Below are 18,636 nucleotides of genomic sequence, written 5' to 3'. Positions count from 1 at the left end.
GGCCTTTCCGGAGAGACACGATGGCCGAGGATCGGGTCGCACGCCGCAATCGGAGCAGCGCCACGGGACTGTGGGTGCTGGCGGGACTGGCGTTGGTCGTCATCGTCCTGATCGGGGCGATGGTGCTGAAATCCAACGCCGCCGACCAGCGCGCCCGTCAGGAGGCCGAGGCCGCGGCGACACGCGCCCCGACCTGACCTGCTTCAATCCGTCAGAGAATGTAGCGGCTCAGGTCGGCATTCTTCGCCAGTTCGCCGATCCGCTCGCGCACCTGCGCGCCGTCGAAGGTGATCGTCTGGCCGGTCAGGTCCGACGCCTTGAAGCTGGTCTCCTCCAGCACCCGCTCCAGCACCGTCTGCAGACGACGGGCGCCGATGTTCTCGACCGCCGAATTGGCGGCCACCGCCGCATCGGCCAGCGCCTCCACCGCGTCGTCGGTGAAGACCAGGGTCACCTCTTCCGTCGCCAGCAGGGCCTGGTTCTGACGGATCAGATTGGCTTCCGGCTCTGTCAGGATCCGCTTGAAGTCATCGCGGGTCAGCGCCTTCAGCTCCACCCGGATCGGCAGACGCCCCTGCAGCTCGGGCAGCAGATCCGACGGCTTGGCCACGTGGAAGGCGCCCGAGGCGATGAACAGCACATGGTCGGACTTCACCGGCCCGTATTTGGTCGAGACGGTCGTGCCCTCGATCAGCGGCAGCAGGTCGCGCTGCACGCCCTCGCGGCTGACATCCGCGCCGCGGCCTTCCGACCGCACGGCCACCTTGTCGATCTCGTCGATGAAGACGATGCCCTCGTTCTCGGCCAGCGACAGGGCTTCGGCGGTCAGGCTCTCCTGATCCAGCAGTTTGTCGCTTTCCTCGGTGGTGAGCGGCGCGACGGCGTCCCTGACCGTCAGCTTGACCTTCTTGGTCCGCGCCCCGCCCAGCTTGCCCAGCATCTCCGACAGGTTGATCATCCCGACATTGCCGCCGCCCGGCAGGTCCATGCCCTGCATCGGCGAGGCGGTGTCAGCCAGCTCCAGCTCGATCTCCTTGTCGTCCAGTTCACCGGCGCGCAGCTTCTTGCGGAAGCTGTCGCGCGTCGCCGGCTGCGAGCCCGGCCCGACCAGGGCGTCGAGGATCCGTTCCTCGGCGGCGCCCTCGGCCTTGGCCTTCACGCCCGCCCGGCGCTTGTCGCGCACCATGACCAGCGCCGCCTCGACCAGATCGCGCATGATCTGGTCCACGTCGCGCCCGACATAGCCGACCTCGGTGAACTTCGTCGCCTCGACCTTCAGGAAGGGCGACCCGGCCAGCTTCGCCAGCCGCCGCGCGATCTCGGTCTTCCCGACGCCCGTCGGCCCGATCATCAGGATATTCTTCGGCGTCACCTCGTCGCGCAGATCATCCGGCACACGCTTGCGCCGCCAGCGATTGCGCAGGGCCACGGCCACGGCGCGCTTGGCGTCATGTTGACCGACGATGAAGCGGTCGAGTTCGGAAACGATTTCGCGGGGAGAGAGGTCGGTCATACAGCGCAGATAGGACGCTTCCGCCGCCTGCGGGAGGGGGCGCGACGGAAAGCCCGCGCTTCAGCCCAACCGCAGCAGGTTTCACACCAAGGACACCAAGGAAGACACCAAGGACACCAAGAGACCTGAGCGACCGCAAAGGACGCGGAACGCGTCAATCATCCCTCGCGAACAACGGAGGCGCTCACGCCTCGCTCCGAGCACGATCCCTTGGTGTTCTTCGTGTCTTCCTTGGTGTCCTTGGTGTGAAACAACCAGCCTCGGCTCACACAACGAGCCGACGAAGGCCTGTCTTCAGCATGACGGTGTTGAAATTGATCAGGTAACCGAGCCGAACGCCGGAAAACCTCAGATAGGTCAGCACCTGGGCCGCATGGATCGACGCAAGGGCGTCGATCGATTTGACCTCGACCACCACGCAGCCCTCAACCAGCAAATCCAACCGGTAGCCGGTTTCCAGCCGAATATCGCATACTGGACAGGAACCACGACTTGCCGTTCGACCCTGAGCCCAGCCAACCGAAGCTCCTCCGCAAGGCAGGCCTCGTAGACGCTCTCCAACAATCCTGGCCCGAGCGCCGTGTGAACCGCGAATGCGGCGTTCAGCACACGCCGCCCCATGCGATCTATCGCTTCGGGGACAGGCTCGCGCCCGTCGTGTTCGTTGTGCATCCGTTGCGCCCGTTGTGATGAACCCCGGAAACTCACCACATCAACACAACCATAAGACGCACCCCTACTCCAGCGCCTCCACCGTCAGGTTCCCGTTGGTGTACACGCAGATCTCCGCCGCGATGGCCATCGATCGGCGCGCGATCGTCTCGGCGTCCAGCTCGGTGTTCTCGATCAGGGCGCGGGCCGCCGACAGGGCGTAGTTGCCGCCCGAACCGACCGCCGCCACGCCATGTTCCGGCTCCAGCACGTCGCCGACGCCGGTCACGGTGAAGATCGAATCCTTGTCCGCCACCAGCAACATGGCCTCAAGCCGTCGCAGGTAGCGATCCGTGCGCCAGTCCTTGGCCAGATCCACGCAGGCGCGGGCCAGCTGGTCCGGATACTGCTCCAGCTTGGCTTCCAGCCGTTCGATCAGGGTGAAGGCGTCGGCCGTCGCGCCGGCGAAACCCGCCAGCACCTTGCCGCCCGCCAGGGTGCGGACCTTGCGCGCCGCGCCCTTGACGATGGTCGGTCCCATCGAGACCTGGCCGTCGCCGGCGATGACCGTGCGGCCATCCTTACGCACGGCAAGGATCGTTGTGCCGTGCCAGTCCGGAAAAGAAGATGCGATGTTCGTCATCCCGTTGAGATGGAGACCGAAATGCGGCGAGGCAAGGGAATCCTGTGGGATTTCAACGATACGCAAGCGCCACAATATCACCAATGTAACCCGTTACATTAACAAACTGAGCCCGTCGGGCGGCCAATTTGGGGTTGGATCGTGCTGCATCGAGTGATTTACGCCAGTGAAGCGACCGGAGTAACGGGCGTCTCGACCATTTCGCTCGCCCACATCCTCGGCGCGTCGGAGGCCAACAACCGTCGCGACGACATCACCGCGTCGATCATGTTCCACCATGGCCAGATCCTTCAGGTCATCGAAGGCGCCCGGGTTGATATCGACCGGTTGATGCGTCGCCTGCTGAACGACCGCCGCCACACCGGCCTGCGCATCCTGGTCGACACCCCGATCAGCGCCCGCGTTCTGCATGAGCCGATCAGCGTCTGCCCCGATCCCGCGACCATGCTCCAGCGCGTGGGCGCCGCCGAGATCTCGCGCCTGACGGCGAACGAGGCCGAGGCCATCGTGGACTTCAAGGCCGCCGCCTGAAGAGGCGTGACCTTCCCGTCGCCAGCGCCTAACTGAGGCCTGTGACCTTTTCCGAAGACGAAATCGAACGCTACGCCCGTCATCTGGTGCTGTCCGAGGTGGGCGGTCCCGGCCAGCAGCGGCTCAAGGCCGCGCGCGTCGGCCTGATCGGCCTGGGCGGCGTCGGCGCCCCCGCGGCCCTCTATCTGGCGGCCGCCGGCATCGGCGCCCTGCGCCTGATCGACGACGACACGGTCGCCCTGTCCAATCTCCAGCGCCAGATCGTCTTCGACAGCGCCGACATCGGCCGCGCCAAGGTCGTCGCCGGCGCCGAGGCCCTGGCCGCCCTCAATCCCCATGTCGCGCTGGAACTGCGCCCCGAGCACCTGACGGCCGAGAACGCCGCGGCCTTGGTCGAGGGCTGTGATGTCGTCATCGACGGCACCGACGATTTTGAAACCCGCTTTTGCGTCAACGCCGCCTGCGTGGCCCACGGCGTCCCGCTGGTCTCCGGCGCCCTGGGCCGCTGGAGCGGACAGGTCGGCGTCTTCCGAGGTCGCCCCTGCTATCGCTGCATGGTGCCTGACAGCCCGCCGGACGCCGAGACCTGCAGTCGCGTCGGCGTCATCGGCGCCCTGGCTGGCGTCGTCGGGGCCATGGCGGCGCTGGAGGCGATCAAGCTGATCGCCGACGCGGGCGAGCCGCTGTCAGGCCGCCTGCTCCTGTACGACGGACTGGCGGGGACGGCGCGGACCGTCCGCGTCGCCCCCGATCCGGACTGCCCGGTCTGCGGTCAGGCGAAGGCGGTCCGCAGCAAGGCCACGTAGCGCCGCATCAGGACTTCGCCCTCGCTGGCCGTCCAGTCGGCGTGCCCGGCGTCAGCGACCTCCACCAGCTCCACCGACTTGCCGGCGGCGCGCAGGGCGTCGTTCATGCGGCGCGACTGGACGATCGGCACGACCTTGTCGTCAACGCCGTGCACCAGCAGCACCGGACAGGACACCTCGGCGACCCGACGGCGTGGCGACGCCGCCTGCAGCGCCGGTCCCACGGTGCGCGGGTCGCCGATCCGCCGGACCCAGAAGTCGTAGACCGGCTTGCCCGGCTGGTCGTCCTCACGCTCTTCCCAGGCCAGCATGTCCGGCAGGTCATAGACGCCGCAGATGCCGATCGCCGCCTTGTAGAGGTCCGGGCGACGCACCGCGCCCATCAGCGCCGCATAGCCGCCGTAGCTGGAGCCGATGATCGCGACCCGGGTCGCGTCCAGGCCCTTGCTTTCGATGGCCAGGGCCACCGCGTCCTCGACGTCCTCCTGCATCCGGTCACCCCAGCGGGTCCAGCCCTGGCTGGCGAAGCCGAGGCCATAGCCGCCGGAGCCGCGGAAATTGGGACGCAGAACCCACCATCCCTGCGCCGCGAGCGCCTGGACCTCGCGGTCCCAGCCCTGGGTGTCCCGCAGCTCGGCCCGCCGTGCGGCATGACCACCAGAGGCCCCGGCGCCCCGCCCGGCGGCGCCGTCAGATAGGCCTCGATCTGCGCTCCGTCCCGCGTCGTCACCATCAGACGCTCCGACGGGGCCAGCCGCGCGATGTCGAGCGTCGCCCGCGCGCCGATGTTCACGATGGCCCGTGCGTCCCGGTCGTAGAAGAACCAGGCGCCCGGCTCTCGCGGCCCGGTGACATAGGCGATGAAGCGATTGCGGGCGACGTCCACGTCCGTCAGATGGACATCGCACTCGTTCTCGAAGAACCGGTTCAGGCCGCGATGGTGCACCGCCATCACGGGCTCCTGGAACTCATATTCCAGCCGCTCGCCGTAGTAGGCCGCACCCATGTATTTCCCGGCGGAATCCTTCAGGCCGTACAGGACGTCCCGGTTCTGACGCCCGTTTATCGGCGCGCCGAGCTCCAGACTGTGCAGGTTCATCTCGCGGATGCTTTCCACGTCCTCGCCCTCGCTCCGCGCCGAGACCAGAACCACGCCGGGCCGCTCCGTCTCGCCGACCCAGGAGAAGTCGGGCGCGTCGATGGTGCGGGTCCGGCGGACCAGCTTCCAGTCCCGCTCGCCCGGAGCCCGGGCATAGACCGTCTCCACTGTGCCGCGCATGTTGATGTCGTGCCGCATGACGGCGACGCCGCCCTGGGTCTGCCAGGCGAAGGTGCCCGAGCCGCCGCGCTCGATCCGCTCGGCCGACCCGGTATTGATGTTGACCCGATGCAGACCCAGCACGCCGTCCCGCTCCCAGGCGGTCATCAGCACATGGTCCGGGTCGCCGGGCAGCATGTCGACCACCGTTCCCATGTTGAGAGAGGCGCGCATGCGCTGCCGCTGGTCCTGGAACATCACGACGACATCGCCGCCCGTCGCCCCGACCGAGACCACCCGCCGCGAGGTCAGTTCGACGCCCGGCCGACGCATGTTCGAGCCGGTCCTTCCGCGCGACGCCGTGACGACCGTGATGGCCACACGCACCAGCAGGCGCTCATCGCTTCCCCATTCAAGGGCCTCGACCTCAAGCTGACCCAGCGAAATCCGCCGACGCGGCCCCTCGGGGTTGTTGGCGTCGATGATGTCGATGACGCCGAGCGGCTCGTCCTCTGTCCCCAGCTGCTCCAGCACCGCAATGCGCTGCCCCGAGGGCGACAAGGTCGCCGACCGGGTGCGGCTCGGCGTGAAGAAGGTCTCCAGGCCATAGGGCCCGGTCGCGGCCTGCGTCGCCCTCGCCGGCAAGGCCGGCACGGCCGTCATGACTCCCAGTGCGCCTGCGCCGACCAGTACGCCGCGCCGCGACAACGCTGCGCGCGCCGCCTTGCTCAATCCCGATTTCACAATGATCCCCCGATACTTGCGGGGGGCAAGCAACCCAAACGCGGGCGCGTCGTCAACCGCGAATATCAGAACATCGCAGGAATGACGCGGTCCGGCGGGCGATGGCCGTTGGCGAAGGTCTGGATGTTGGCGATCACCCGGTCGCCCATATCCTGCCGCGCCTCAATGGTGGCCGAGCCCAGATGCGGCAGCAGCACCACGTTCGGATGGCCCAGCAGGCCCGGATGCACCTTCGGCTCCTGCTCGAACACATCCAGCCCGACCCCGGCGATGCGACGCTGGGCCACAGCCTCGGCCAGCGCAGTCTCGTCGATCAGTTCGCCGCGCGCGGTGTTCACCAGGATCGCCTCGGGCCGCAGCTTCGCCAGCCGCTCCGCCGACAGCAGGTGATGGGTCTCCTTCGTCGCCGGGCAGTTCAGCGAGATCAGGTCCATCCGCGCCAGCATCTGGTCCAGGTCGTCCCAGTAGGTGGCCCCCAGCTCCTCGGCGATCATCGGCGAGACCGGCTTGCGGTTATGGTAGTGGACCTGCATCCCGAAGGCCTTCGCCCGGCGAGCCAGCGCCTGACCGATCCGGCCCATGCCGACGATGCCCAGCCGCTTGCCCCACAGCTTGCGTCCCGTCATCCAGGTCGGGGTCCAGCCCTCGAACCGGCCCTCCTGCATCACCTGCGCGCCTTCGACGATCCGGCGGCTGGCCGCCAGGATCAGGGTCATGGCCAGATCGGCCGTGTCCTCGGTCAGGACGCCCGGAGTGTTGGTCACGATCAGGCCGCGCCCGACCGCCGCGTCGATGTCGATATGGTCCACGCCCGCGCCGAAATTGGCGATCATCTTCAACTGCGGCCCGGCCTTCGAAATCAGGTCCGCGTCGATCACGTCGGTGATGGTCGGCGACAGGACGTCGGCCCGCTGGACCGCCGCTTCGAGCTCGGCCCGCGTCATCGGCCTGTCGGTCAGGTTCAGCTCGGCGTCGAACAGCTCCCGCATCCGTGTTTCCACGGCGTCGGGCAGGCGCCTGGTTAATACGACCTTAAGCCTGGGAGCGGACATTCGGAGCCTTCGCGTTCTTCACCCCCGGCTTTAATGGTCCTCCCGGTGTCTGGCAAAACATCTGGCAAAGCGTTCGCCAGGGCGCCCGCGCTCAGGCGCCTCGCCCTGATCGGCGGCGTGCTGGGCTGCGGCCTGCTGGCCGGCGCGGCCCAGACCATGCCGGACGGTCGTCCGACCCCCAGCGGCCAGCCGGTGCCGCGCTGGCTGTCGCTGAAATCCGACCGCGTCCACGCCCGTCAGGGACCGGGCCTCGATTACCGAATCCTGTGGAGTTACCAGGTCTCCGGCCTGCCGGTTCAGGTCATCGCCGAGACCTCCGACTGGCGCAAGATCTGCGACGCCGAAGGTGCCGTCGCCTGGGTCCATCGCAGCGTCGTCTCCAGCCGGCGCAGCGTGATCAATCTGTCGCGCGAGGAAATCCCCGTCCACGCGGGCCGCTCCTCCACCTCGCCGGTCCGCGCCCGCCTGTCCGCCCGCGCCCTGGTCTCGCTGGACGAATGCGTTGACCAGTGGTGCGAGATCCGCGCCCGCCGCCTGCGCGGCTGGGTGCCCCAGACCGCCGTCTTCGGCGCCCAGGACCGCCCCCTGTGCAACGCCAACCGCCCGGCGGGCACGGGGCGGAACGGCCAGTAATCCCCTCTCCCGTGGGGAGAGGGCTTGAGCGCACGGCGGCGCAGCCGTCGTTCTTGCGCTCAAGGGTGAGGGTCGGCGGGCGGGCGGCGAAGCTGAAGGATCGCTTCGCGATCAATTTTGATCCGCTAGGGCGAAGGGCGCAGCCGTCCGAAAGACCCCCACACCCTTGGTGTTCTTCGTGTCCTCCTTGGTGTCCTTGGTGTGAACCAGCACGGCCTGCCGCATCACAAACCCATCAGACCTACCCCACCGCCCCATCCCCACACCCTCCCCCTGTCCCAAGGGAGAGGGGCGCCACCGCCCCCCGTTAAAAAGTTGAGCCCGGAAGCGGGCTCGTGTAACCCCACGGCAACATCCGGGCGCGCCTTGCGCCCATCACCACGAGAACGTCCTTGTCCGAGCTGAAATATCCGTCGTCGTTCGATTACGAGGCCCTGCTGGCCTCCGGCCGGGGCGAACTGTTCGGACCGGGCAACGCCCAGCTGCCGGCCCCGCCGATGCTGATGTTCGACCGGATCGTCACGATCAACGCGGACGGCGGCGCCCACGGCAAGGGCTATGTCGAGGCCGAGCTGGATATCCACCCCGACCTCTGGTTCTTCCAGTGCCACTTCATCGGCGATCCGGTCATGCCGGGCTGCCTGGGCCTGGACGCCATGTGGCAGCTGGTCGGCTTCTACCTCGGCTGGATCGGCGGCCCGGGCAAGGGTCGCGCGCTCGGCGTCGGCGAGGTGAAGTTCACCGGCCAGGTCCTGCCGACCGTCAAGAAGGTCGTCTACAAGATCGACCTGAAGCGGGTGATCAATCGCAAGCTGGTCATGGGCATCGCCGATGGCGTGCTCGAGGCTGATGGCGAGGTGATCTACACCTGCAACGACATGCGCGTGGGCCTGTTCGGCGCCACGACTGAAGCATCGGCCGGCTAAGCCCCCTATATTCTCCAGACCGCGGCCTACGCGGCGCCTGAAAAGACTTGGAAGGAATCCACCATGCGGCGTGTTGTCGTCACCGGGCTGGGCATCGTCTCCTCCATCGGCACCGGAGCCGATGAAGTCACCGCATCGCTGCGCGACGCGAAGTCGGGCGTCCAGCACGCCGCCGACCACGCCGCGCACGGCTTCCGCTCGCAGGTCTGGGCCCCGCCGTCGCTAGGCCACACCGCCGAGGACTGGGCCCCGCACGTCGACCGTCGCGCCGCCCGCTTCCTGGCCAACGGCACCGCCTGGGGCCACATCGCCTTCGAACAGGCGCTGAAGGATTCCGGCCTCGACCCGGAAGAGATCAAGGACCCGCGGATCGGCCTGATCGTCGGTGAAGGCGGCCCCTCGACCCAGGTCATCCTGCAGGCCGCCCAGACCACCATCGAAAAGGGCTCGCCCAAGCGCATCGGGCCGTTCGCCGTGCCGAAAGCCATGGCCTCGGGCCCGTCGGCCGTTCTGGCCACCTGGTTCGAGCTGAAAGGGATCAACTATTCGATCTCCTCGGCCTGCGCGACCAGCGCCCACTGCATCGGCGCGGCCGCCGAACAGATCGCCTGGGGCAAGCAGGACGTCGTCTTCGCCGGCGGCTGCGAGGACATCGACTGGTCCATGTCGAACATGTTCGACGCCATGGGCGCCATGTCCTCCAACTTCAACGACACCCCGTCCAAGGCCAGCCGCGCCTATGACAAGGACCGCGACGGCTTCGTCATCGCCGGCGGCGCGGGCATCGTGGTGCTGGAAGAGTACGAACGCGCCGTGGCGCGCGGCGCCAGGATCTACGCCGAAGTCACCGGCTACGGCGCCAACTCGGACGGCTACGACATGGTCGCCCCGTCGGGCGAGGGCGCCGAGCGCTGCATGAAGATCGCGCTCGAAATGGCCGGCAATCCGAAGATCGACTACCTGAACCCGCACGGCACCTCGACGCCGGTCGGCGACAGCAAGGAAATGGGCGCCGTTCGCAACGTCTTCGGCGACAGCCTGCCGATGATCTCCTCGACCAAGTCGCTGACGGGCCACTCGCTCGGCGCCGCGGGCGTGCAGGAGGCCATCTACTGCCTGCTGATGATGGACAACGATTTCGCCGCCGAAAGCGCCCACATCGAGAACCTCGACCCCGAGTTCGAGGGCATGCCGATCCTGCGCCAGCGCCACGACGGCCCGCTGAAGCACGTCATGTCCAACTCGTTTGGCTTTGGCGGCACCAACGGCACGCTGATCCTCAGCAAGATCGACGCTTAAGACACAAAAATTCGGCCTCAAGCAGCGAGCGACCGCGTCGCGAGCGATAGGCCACTAAGGAGAGACTTCCCCATGGCCACCGAATCCACCTGGGACATGCCCAAGGGCGATCTCATGAAGGGCAAGAAGGGCCTGATCATGGGGGTCGCGAACTCCAGCTCCATCGCCTGGGGCATCGCCTCCCAGCTGGCCGCCCAGGGCGCCGAACTGGCCTTCACCTACCTCGGCGAAAGCCTTGAGCGCCGCGTGCGCCCGCTGGCCGAAAGCGTCGGCGCCAAGCTGCTCATCCAGGCCGACGTCACCGACGACGCCTCGATGGACAAGGCCTTCGAGGAGCTCGAGAAAGAGTTCGGCACGATCGACTTCGTCGTCCACTCGGTGGCCTTCGCCAACAAGGACGAGCTGAAGGGCTCCTTCGTCGACAACACCACCCGCGACAGCTTCCTGCTGGCCATGAACATCTCGGCCTTCAGCTTCGTCGATGTGGCCAAGCGTTCGGCCCGGCTGATGCCGAACGGCGGCTCGATGATCACCCTGACCTACCTCGGGTCGGAGCGGGTCATTCCGAACTACAACACCATGGGCGTGGCCAAGGCCGCTCTGGAAGCCGCGACCCGCTACATCGCCCGCGACCTGGGTCCGAAGAACATCCGCGTCAATGCCATCTCGGCGGGCGCCATGCGCACCCTGTCGCTGGCCGGCATCTCGGGCGGTCGCGGCCTGCACTCCAAGTCGGCCCAGTTCTCGCTGATCAAGGAAGAGACCTCGATGGAAGGCGTCGCCGGCGCCGCCCTGTGGCTCTGCTCGGATCTCGGCCGCTCCACCACCGGTGAAGTCGTCCACGTCGACGCCGGCTTCCACGCCGTCGGCCTGCCGGAAGACATCGAGGGCTAAGCCCGGACGTCGGCGGTGACCGCCTCGCGCCTGCCCGTCTCCGCCTTCTCGGCGGCCGCCGTCGGAACCGTGATCGGCTTCGGCGGCACCGTCGCGCTGGTGGTGCAGGCGGGCCATGTGCTCGGCGCCTCGCCCGACCAGATCGTGTCGATGGTGACGGCGCTCTGTCTCGGCATCGGCCTGCCGGGCCTGCTGCTCAGCTGGCGGATGAAGGTCCCGGTCATCCTGGCCTGGTCCACCCCCGGCGCGGCCCTGCTGGCGGCCTCGACCCTCGGCCTCGGCTGGCCCACCGCCGTCGGCGCCTTCGTCATCGCCGGCGGCCTGATGGTCATCACCGGCCTCGTCCCCGCGCTGGGACGACTGGCGGCGAAGATCCCCGGCGGCATCGCCTCGGCCATGCTGGCCGGCGTCCTCCTGCCCTTCTGCCTCAAGCTCTTCCTCGTCTTCCCGACCGATCTGGCGCTGGCGGCGGGCCTGTTCGCGGTCTTCCTGATCATGCGGCGGCTGGCCCCGACCTGGGCCCTGCCCGCCGTCCTCCTCGGCGCCTTCGCGGTGCTGGCCCTGCGCGGTCAGGTGACCCTGCCGCCCGGGACCGGCCTGTTCGGTCAGCTCTCGCCGGTCGTCCCCGCCTTCGACCTCAAGGCCGCCGTCAGCCTGGCCCTGCCGCTGTTCCTCGTCACCCTCGTGTCCCAGAACCTGCCCGGCCTCGTGGTGCTGAAGGCCGCAGGGTATGAGCCGCCGCCGGGACCGCTGCTGCTCTCCACCGGTCTCGCCACACTCGTCCTCGCCCCCTTCGGCGCCTACGGGGTCAATCTGGCGGCCATCGTCGCGGCCATCTGCACCGGTCCGGACGCCCATCCGGACCCGCAGCGCCGCTGGATCGTCGGCGTGATTTACGGCGGCCTCTATCTGGTCGTGGCCCTGTTCGCGGCGCCGCTGGCCGGCCTGTTCATCGCCATGCCGCCCGCCGCCCTCGCCGTCCTGACGGGCTTGGCCCTCATCGGCCCCCTGACCGGAGCCCTGCAGGGCGCCATGGCCCAGCCGGACCACCGCGAGGCTGCCGTCATCGCCTTCGCGGCCACGGCCTCGGGCGTCGCCCTGTTCGGGATCGGTTCAGCCTTCTGGGGCCTGCTGGCGGGATTTGTCGCCCTCGCCGCCCTGCGCTGGCGGCGCTGACCTCACGAGCCTGTGTCCGGTCGCCGACACCCACGCGATTGACGCCCGTCCATGTTCAGGCCCACCGTGGCGTCATCTCACAGGGAGGACCGCCATGGCCCACAAGTTCGAGATCTACAAGGACAAGGCCGGAGAGTTCCGGGTCCGCTTCAAGTACAACTCGGAAACGATCTTCTCGACCGAGGGCTATGCGTCCAAGGCCTCGGCCCAGAACGCCATCGACTCGATCAAGAAGAACGGGCCTGACGCCCCGACCGAGGACAATACCTAGTCGGGCTCGCGTTCGCCGACCTCGTTGGGCCGCACCACCAGCAGCCAGCCGTCGGCCAGGTGCAGTTCCGGCACGGCGTCCTTCGAGAAGGGCAGATACCAGGTCGGGCCACCGGCGGCCGGGGCGATCTCCAGCATGTCGTCGGCGCCGAAATTCTGCACCGACTTGATCGTGCCCAGCACGGTCCCGTCAGGCTCACGCGCCTGAACCCCGACCAGATCGGTCAGATAGAACTCGTCCTCGTCCGGCTCGGGGAGGCGGTCGCGCGGGATGAACAGCTTGAGCCCGCGCAGGGCGTCCGCCTCCTCCTTGGTGGCGATCTCCTTCGCGCGGCCCACGATGCCGACCTTGTCCGGACGCGCCGAGGTCAGGGTCAGGCCCGGCGATCCGTCCGCCCGCAGCAGGTCGCGATAGGCCAGAAGGGCCATCGGGTCCGCCGTATAGGCCGTCACCCGCACCTCGCCCCGGACGCCGAAACCGCCGGACACCTGACCGACCTGAATGAGCTTGTCCTGCGCCATCTTCACCTCACTGCGGCCATCGCCTCTTCCCGCCTCAAGTAGCGCGAAGCGCGGCAGGCGCCTTCCAAAAAGAAGAAGGGGCGGCGCCCAGCGGACGCCGCCCCTCCGAAATTCCATCCGGCGAACCGGAAGAAATCAGCCTTCCGACTTCTCTTCGGTCGCTTCTTCAGCGGCCGGAGCCTCTTCAGCAGCGGCTTCGGCGGCCGGGGCTTCTTCAGCCGGAGCTTCTTCAACGGCCGGAGCAGCGGCGGCGGCGGCAGCGGCGTCAGCGGCTTCCTGCTTGGCGCGCTCGGCGGCTTCAGCAGCTTCCACCTTGGCGGCAGCTTCGGCTTCGGCGCGGTCAGCTTCGCGCTGGGCGCGTTCAGCGGCGCGTTCCTGCGCCTTCTTGCCCGGCTGGGCCTTGTTCGGGTTGTTGCCCTGCGACCACTTCACCTTGCCGGCCAGTTCCTCGTTCTGCGACAGGAAGCGGGCGACACGGTCGGTCGGCTGGGCGCCCTTGCCGAGCCACTCAGCGATACGGTCGGCCTTCAGGACGACGCGGGGCTGTTCGCCATCGCGCGGCAGCATCGGGTTGTAGGAACCGACGCGCTCGATGAACTTGCCGTCGCGCGGCGAGTGCGAGTCAGCGACGACGATGTAGTAGTACGGGCGCTTCTTGGCGCCACCACGGGCCAGACGGATCTTCAGCATTTCAGGTCTCTTTCAGGGGTCGTTCTATTTCTTGGGAGGGAAGCCCGGCAGGCCCGGAAGGCCCCCCGGAAGTTGTCCGCCGCCCAGGCCCGCGAGGCGGTCCTGGATGGCTTTCAGTTCGTCGGCGCTCGGCTCGGGCATCTTGCCCCCGCCCATCGCCTTGAGGCGGGCCATGTCCGGTCCGCCGCCACCGCCGAGGCCGCCCAGCATGGCGGCCATCTGCTGCATCTTCTTCGGCCCGCCGCGCGACAGCGACTTGACCATGTCGGCCATCTGCCGGTGCTGCTTGAGCAGGCGGTTGATGTCCTGAACCTCGACGCCGGCGCCGGCGGCCACGCGCTTCTTGCGGCTGGCGTTCAGCAGGTCCGGCTTCTTGCGCTCGGCCTTGGTCATCGATGAGATGATCGCTTCCTGACGGGCGATCATGCGGTCATCGACGTTGGCGTCGGCCATCTGGGCCTTCATCTTCGCGACACCGGGCAGCATGCCCATGATGCCCTGAAGACCGCCCATCTTCTTCATCTGCTGCAGCTGGGCGGCGAGGTCGTTCAGGTCGAACTGCCCCTTGGCCAGCTTGCGGGCCATGGCCTCGGCCTTGGAGGCGTCCAGTTCCTGCGACGCCTTCTCGACGAGGGCGACAATGTCGCCCTGGCCCAGGATGCGGCCGGCGACGCGGCGGGCGTCGAAGGCGTCCAGCTGGTCGACCTTTTCGCCGGCGCCCAGATATTTGATCGGCAGGCCGGTGACGGCCCGCATCGACAGCATGGCGCCGCCGCGACCGTCGCCGTCGGCGCGGGTCAGGATCAGGCCCGTCAGCGGCAGGCGCTCGTGGAAGGCCTTGGCGGTGCGGACCGCGTCCTGACCGGTCAGGCTGTCGGCGACCAGCAGGGTCTCGACCGGCTTGGCGATGGAGGCGACTTCCGCCACCTCGGCCATCAGGGCCTCGTCCAGCGTGATGCGGCCGGCGGTGTCGAGGATCAGGACATCGAAGCCCTGCAGCTTGGCGGACGTCATCGCCCGCTTCGTGATCTGAACCGCGCTCTCGCCCTTCACGATCGGAAGAGTGGCGACCTCGATCTGCTTGCCGAGGGTTTCGAGCTGCTCCATGGCCGCCGGACGACGCGTGTCCAGCGAGGCCATCATGACCTTCTTGCGGTCGAACTTCGTCAGACGCAGCGCCAGCTTGGCCGAGGTCGTCGTCTTGCCGGAGCCCTGCAGGCCGGCCATCAGGAAGACGGCGGGCGGGGTGGCGTTCAGGTTCAGCGGAACCGGCTCTTCGCCGCCCAGCATCTCGACCAGGCCGTCATAGACGATCTTGACCACCTGATCGGCCGGCTTGACCGACCGGATGACCTCTTCGCCCGTCGCGCGTTCGGTGGCGAAGGCGATGAATTCCTTGACGACGGGCAGGGCGACGTCGGCCTCGAGCAGGGCCACGCGCACTTCGCGCATCGCCTCCTGCACGTCCTTTTCGGACAGGGCGCCGCGACCGGTGATCCGGTCGAATACGCCTGTAAGCCGCTCGTTCAGAGCCTCGAACATCAACTACCTCATGGCGACGTGTGACGCGGCTCCATACGAAAACGGCCTCTGGCGACGATCACGTCGGCAGAGGGTTCTCGCCTGCCTCGTCCATCCGGAGATGGGGTCGTGCAGGTGGAGACGCGAGGTTCACTTGCGTCGGAAGCGGCGGCTTATGGCGGAAAGTCGAGCGTTTGTCGACTCGGGAGGCGAGACCGGCCTCAGACCATGATGTCCAGAAGGACCGCCTCGGTCTTTCCGGTGCGGACGGCGTCCTGCATCTGGCGCTGCATCGTCTCTTCCATCTTCTGCTGGATCAGCCGGGCGATCTCGTCCTCGACGGAGTTGCGCTGCTGCTCCGGCAGGGCGGCGACGCCGTCCTCGGTCAGGCCCTTGCTGGACAGAACCTCGTCGCGCAGCTTCGCCTTCAGCGCCTCCATCTTCTGCTCGCGGGCCCATTCGCTGAGGCCCTTCTCGCGGATCGCATCAAAGTCGGAACGGGCCGTGTCGATGGCCGAAAGCTGTTCGACAGGCGATTTCTGCCGGGTCGAATCCGTACCCGTCAGGCCGGCGATGTTGCCAAGAAAGCCGCTAACCAACGAAATGGACATGACATTTCCTCTGTGGAGGCGGCTGTAAGGCCGCGACTTGCGAGGAGATGGTGCAAACGGCGCGCCGAACACACTTTCGGTTTCGGCGTTGGGGTCTGGCATGGCCAGTTCCAAAACCCCTGATACGGTGACGCTCGCGGCCTCCCCGCTGAAAGAGACATCCATGATCCAGGCCGCCGACGACCGGTTGCGCGATGAAGTCCGCCTGCTGGGAGGGCTGCTGGGCGAGGTGATCCTCGCCGAGGGCGGGCGCGAACTCTACGACCGCATCGAGACGGTGCGTCAGGCCTCGGTCGCCTGGCACCGGGACGCCGGGGAGAAGGACGCCCAGCTGCTGGAAAGCCTGCTGGGCGAGCTGTCGCTGGATCAGGCGGTCGGGCTGGCCCACGGCTTCGCGGTCTTCTCCCTGCTGGCCAATGTCGCTGAGGACCGGGCGGGCAAACGGCGGGCGCGGGAACAGACCGCCGAGGGCGCGCGGCCCGACACGCCGGAGGGGGCGCTGGAACGTCTGAAGGCCGCCGGCCAGTCCGCCGGAGACGCGCGGGCGCTGCTGAAGACGGCCCTGATCTCGCCGGTTCTGACCGCCCACCCATCGGAGGTCCGGCGAAAGAGCGTGATCGACCGCATCGCCGCCGTCTCGGACCTGCTGGACGCCTGCGACCAGAACGGCCCGGCCTGCGATCTCGAAGCGCGCGATGCGGGCCTGCGCCGCCAGACCACCATCCTGTGGGCCACGCGACTGGTGCGGCAGGCCGGGCTGGTGGTGCAGGACGAGATCGACACCGTCGTCTCCTTCCTCGAACGCATCTTCCTGCACGTCGCCCCGGCCCAGTTGGCCGACTGGCGCAAGCGGCTGGACGCGCCCGATCTGGAGCCCTTCATCCGCATCGGCACCTGGGTCGGCGGCGACCGGGACGGCAATCCCAACGTCAACGGCGAGGTGCTGACCGCCGCCTTCCGGACGCAGGCCCGCGCGGTGCTGCGCTTCTATCTGGAGGAGGTGAACGCCCTCGGCGCCGAGCTGAGCCTGTCCGGCTCGATGAGCGTCATCTCGCCGGAACTCGCGGAACTGGCGGGAGTGTCCGGAGACCACTCCCAGCACCGGGCCGACGAACCGTATCGCCGGGTGCTGAGCCAGATCTACGCCCGGCTGGCGGCGACCCATCCGGTTCTGACCGGTCAGCCCGCACCCCGCGCCGCCGCCTTCGAGGCTGAGCCCTATGATGGCCCCGACGCCTTCCGCGCCGACCTCGCCGTCCTGCAGGACAGTCTCATCGCCAACCACGGCGCGGTTTTCGCCGACGACCGGCTGGCCCGACTGATCACCGCCGCCGACGTCTTCGGCTTCCACATGGCGACGCTGGACCTGCGTCAGAACTCCGATGTGCATGAGCGGGTCGTGGCCGACCTGCTGAAGGTCGCCGGGGTCGCGGAAGACTATTCGGCGCTGGACGAGGAGGCCCGGCTGACGGTTCTGGCCGGCGAGCTGGCGTCAGGCCGTCTGCTGTTCAACCCCTATGAGACCTATGCCGAGGAGACGCTGAAGGAGCGCGGCATCCTGCAGGCGGCGGCCGAGGCCCTGCGCCTGTTCGGACCGCAGGCGATCCGCACCCACATCGTCTCCAAGACCGACGCGGCCTCGGACCTGCTGGAGGTCTATCTGCTGCTCAAGGAAGTCGGACTGTTCCGGCCCGAAGCGCCCGAGACCTGCCCGATTCAGGCCGCGCCCCTGTTCGAGACCATCGGCGACCTGCGCGCCGCGAAGCCGACGCTGGAGCGCCTGCTGAGGGAGCCTTCGGCCCTCGCCGTCGCCAGGGCGCGCGGGGTGCAGGAGGTGATGATCGGCTATTCGGACTCCAACAAGGACGGCTCCTACCTGACCTCGACCTGGGAGTTGCACGAGGCGTCGCGCGCCCTGCTGGAGGTCACGGACAAGGCCGGGCTGCGTCTGCAGCTGTTCCACGGCCGGGGCGGCGCCGTGGGCCGGGGCGGCGGCTCCAGCTTCTCCGCCGTGCTGGGCCAGCCGCAGGGCACGGTCGCGGGCCGCATCCGCGTGACGGAGCAGGGCGAGGTCATCGCCAACAAGTACGGCGAGCCCGAGGTGGCGCGCCGCAACCTCGACGCCCTGACCTGCGGCGTGCTGCTGGCCTCGCTGGCGCCGCCGCCGGACGCCGCGCTGACCGCGAAGCACGGCGCGACCCTGTCCAGACTCTCGCAGGCCTCGATGAACGCCTACCGGGCGCTGGTCTATGAGACGGAGGGCTTCGTCGATTATTTCCGCGCCGCCACCCCGATCGCCGAGATCGCCGATCTGAAGATCGGCTCGCGCCCGGCCTCGCGCACCACCTCGACCGCCATCGAGGATCTGCGCGCCATTCCCTGGGTGTTCAGCTGGAGTCAGAGCCGGGTCATGCTGCCGGGCTGGTTCGGTTTCGGTTCGGCCATCGAGGGGGTGTCGGTCGAGGAGCTTCAGGCCATGCATCGCGACTGGCCCTTCTTCCGCACCCTGATCCAGAACATGGAGATGGTCATGGCCAAGGCCGACATGACCATCGCCCGCCGCTACGCCACCCTGGTGCCCGACGCCGCCCTGGCGGATCGGGTCTTCTCGGCGATCCGGGCCGAGTGGGACCGGACGGAGGCGGCTGTGCTGGCCATCACCGGGCAATCCGCCCTGCTGGGGGGCCAGCCCGAACTGGACCGGCTGATCCGCCTGCGCATGCCCTATGTCGAGCCGCTGAACCATGTGCAGATCGAGCTGATCCGGCGGCGTCGGGCGGGGGATGACGATCCCCGCGTCCGCGAGGGCATCCTGCTGGCGCTGAACGGCGTGGCGGCGGGGCTGCGCAACAGCGGCTGATCGGCGATCAGGTTTCGGCGAATTAATGCGGCGTCG

General features: G+C 68.2%; 20 protein-coding genes. 10 read left to right on the top strand and 10 right to left on the bottom strand.

The features are described from left to right. The first annotated feature begins 20 nt into the window (after positions 1–20). The gene (locus ACFQQC_RS04735; RefSeq protein ID WP_376860177.1) at positions 21–197 is read left to right on the top strand and encodes a hypothetical protein; all 177 of its coding nucleotides are present in this window, start codon (positions 21–23) and stop codon (positions 195–197) included. Between the two features lie 14 nt (positions 198–211). On the opposite strand, the gene hslU is transcribed toward ACFQQC_RS04735, so the two are convergent. The 4 genes from hslU to hslV all read right to left on the bottom strand — a co-directional run bounded on the left by hslU (position 212) and on the right by hslV (position 2,807). Next, positions 212–1,513, bottom strand: a complete 1,302-nt coding sequence (hslU, locus tag ACFQQC_RS04730; protein WP_376860175.1) for an ATP-dependent protease ATPase subunit HslU — start codon at positions 1,511–1,513, stop codon at positions 212–214. A gap of 265 nt (positions 1,514–1,778) precedes the next feature. Further along, complete coding sequence (locus ACFQQC_RS04725; protein WP_376860174.1) at positions 1,779–1,955, bottom strand: GxxExxY protein; 177 nt, start codon at positions 1,953–1,955, stop codon at positions 1,779–1,781. Beyond that, a complete protein-coding gene (locus ACFQQC_RS04720; RefSeq protein ID WP_376860856.1) occupies positions 1,871–2,134 on the bottom strand; it encodes a GxxExxY protein in 264 nt (87 codons plus the stop codon). The genes ACFQQC_RS04725 and ACFQQC_RS04720 overlap by 85 nt, the downstream gene beginning before the upstream one ends. 115 nt (positions 2,135–2,249) lie before the next feature. Then, positions 2,250–2,807: an ATP-dependent protease subunit HslV gene (gene hslV, locus ACFQQC_RS04715; RefSeq protein WP_376860172.1), complete on the bottom strand. Its 558-nt coding sequence runs from the start codon at positions 2,805–2,807 to the stop codon at positions 2,250–2,252. 153 nt (positions 2,808–2,960) lie between these two features. On the opposite strand from hslV, the gene ACFQQC_RS04710 reads away from it, so the two are divergent. Both ACFQQC_RS04710 and ACFQQC_RS04705 read left to right on the top strand, forming a co-directional pair. After that, the gene (locus tag ACFQQC_RS04710) at positions 2,961–3,338 is read left to right on the top strand and encodes a BLUF domain-containing protein (protein ID WP_376860170.1); all 378 of its coding nucleotides are present in this window, start codon (positions 2,961–2,963) and stop codon (positions 3,336–3,338) included. Positions 3,339–3,379: 41 nt separating this feature from the next. Continuing rightward, a complete protein-coding gene (locus ACFQQC_RS04705; RefSeq protein ID WP_376860168.1) occupies positions 3,380–4,144 on the top strand; it encodes a HesA/MoeB/ThiF family protein in 765 nt (254 codons plus the stop codon). Here ACFQQC_RS04705 and ACFQQC_RS04700 read toward each other — a convergent pair. Next, positions 4,111–5,052 (bottom strand): alpha/beta hydrolase family protein, encoded by a 942-nt coding sequence (locus ACFQQC_RS04700; RefSeq protein WP_376860166.1) that lies wholly within the window; start codon positions 5,050–5,052, stop codon positions 4,111–4,113. The genes ACFQQC_RS04705 and ACFQQC_RS04700 overlap by 34 nt on opposite strands. A gap of 1,159 nt (positions 5,053–6,211) precedes the next feature. Beyond that, positions 6,212–7,198, bottom strand: a complete 987-nt coding sequence (locus ACFQQC_RS04695) for a 2-hydroxyacid dehydrogenase (protein ID WP_376860164.1) — start codon at positions 7,196–7,198, stop codon at positions 6,212–6,214. Between the two features lie 117 nt (positions 7,199–7,315). Between ACFQQC_RS04695 and ACFQQC_RS04690 the strand changes: the two genes are divergently transcribed. From ACFQQC_RS04690 to ACFQQC_RS04665, 6 genes are all read left to right on the top strand, one after another. After that, positions 7,316–7,831, top strand: a complete 516-nt coding sequence (locus tag ACFQQC_RS04690) for an SH3 domain-containing protein (RefSeq protein WP_376860162.1) — start codon at positions 7,316–7,318, stop codon at positions 7,829–7,831. Between the two features lie 401 nt (positions 7,832–8,232). Then, a complete protein-coding gene (gene fabA, locus ACFQQC_RS04685; protein WP_376860854.1) occupies positions 8,233–8,757 on the top strand; it encodes a 3-hydroxyacyl-[acyl-carrier-protein] dehydratase FabA in 525 nt (174 codons plus the stop codon). A gap of 63 nt (positions 8,758–8,820) precedes the next feature. Next, positions 8,821–10,056, top strand: coding sequence for a beta-ketoacyl-ACP synthase I (gene fabB, locus ACFQQC_RS04680; protein WP_376860160.1), 1,236 nt, complete (start codon positions 8,821–8,823; stop codon positions 10,054–10,056). Positions 10,057–10,152: 96 nt separating this feature from the next. Next, complete coding sequence (locus ACFQQC_RS04675; protein WP_376860852.1) at positions 10,153–10,950, top strand: enoyl-ACP reductase; 798 nt, start codon at positions 10,153–10,155, stop codon at positions 10,948–10,950. Positions 10,951–10,965: 15 nt separating this feature from the next. Beyond that, positions 10,966–12,126: a benzoate/H(+) symporter BenE family transporter gene (locus ACFQQC_RS04670; RefSeq protein ID WP_376860158.1), complete on the top strand. Its 1,161-nt coding sequence runs from the start codon at positions 10,966–10,968 to the stop codon at positions 12,124–12,126. A gap of 94 nt (positions 12,127–12,220) precedes the next feature. Beyond that, positions 12,221–12,397, top strand: a complete 177-nt coding sequence (locus ACFQQC_RS04665) for a YegP family protein (RefSeq protein ID WP_376860156.1) — start codon at positions 12,221–12,223, stop codon at positions 12,395–12,397. Here the strand turns inward: ACFQQC_RS04665 and rimM are convergent. The 4 genes from rimM to ACFQQC_RS04645 form a co-directional block, all read right to left on the bottom strand. Next, entirely contained in the window at positions 12,394–12,918 is a 525-nt protein-coding gene (gene rimM, locus ACFQQC_RS04660) for a ribosome maturation factor RimM (protein ID WP_376860154.1), read from the bottom strand. The genes ACFQQC_RS04665 and rimM overlap by 4 nt on opposite strands. 135 nt (positions 12,919–13,053) lie before the next feature. After that, positions 13,054–13,608, bottom strand: coding sequence for a 30S ribosomal protein S16 (rpsP, locus tag ACFQQC_RS04655; protein WP_376860152.1), 555 nt, complete (start codon positions 13,606–13,608; stop codon positions 13,054–13,056). 24 nt (positions 13,609–13,632) lie between these two features. Next, positions 13,633–15,150, bottom strand: coding sequence for a signal recognition particle protein (gene ffh / locus ACFQQC_RS04650; RefSeq protein ID WP_376860150.1), 1,518 nt, complete (start codon positions 15,148–15,150; stop codon positions 13,633–13,635). Positions 15,151–15,350: 200 nt separating this feature from the next. After that, complete coding sequence (locus tag ACFQQC_RS04645; protein WP_376860148.1) at positions 15,351–15,740, bottom strand: hypothetical protein; 390 nt, start codon at positions 15,738–15,740, stop codon at positions 15,351–15,353. A 163-nt stretch (positions 15,741–15,903) separates the two neighbouring features. Here ACFQQC_RS04645 and ppc point away from each other — a divergent pair, with 163 nt between their 5' ends. After that, entirely contained in the window at positions 15,904–18,600 is a 2,697-nt protein-coding gene (gene ppc, locus ACFQQC_RS04640) for a phosphoenolpyruvate carboxylase (protein WP_376860146.1), read from the top strand. Positions 18,601–18,636 lie beyond the last annotated feature (36 nt).

Source organism: Brevundimonas sp. GCM10030266, from assembly GCF_042666595.1.
Classification (GTDB): domain Bacteria; phylum Pseudomonadota; class Alphaproteobacteria; order Caulobacterales; family Caulobacteraceae; genus Brevundimonas.
This window is presented reverse-complemented; position numbering and strand designations above follow the sequence as displayed.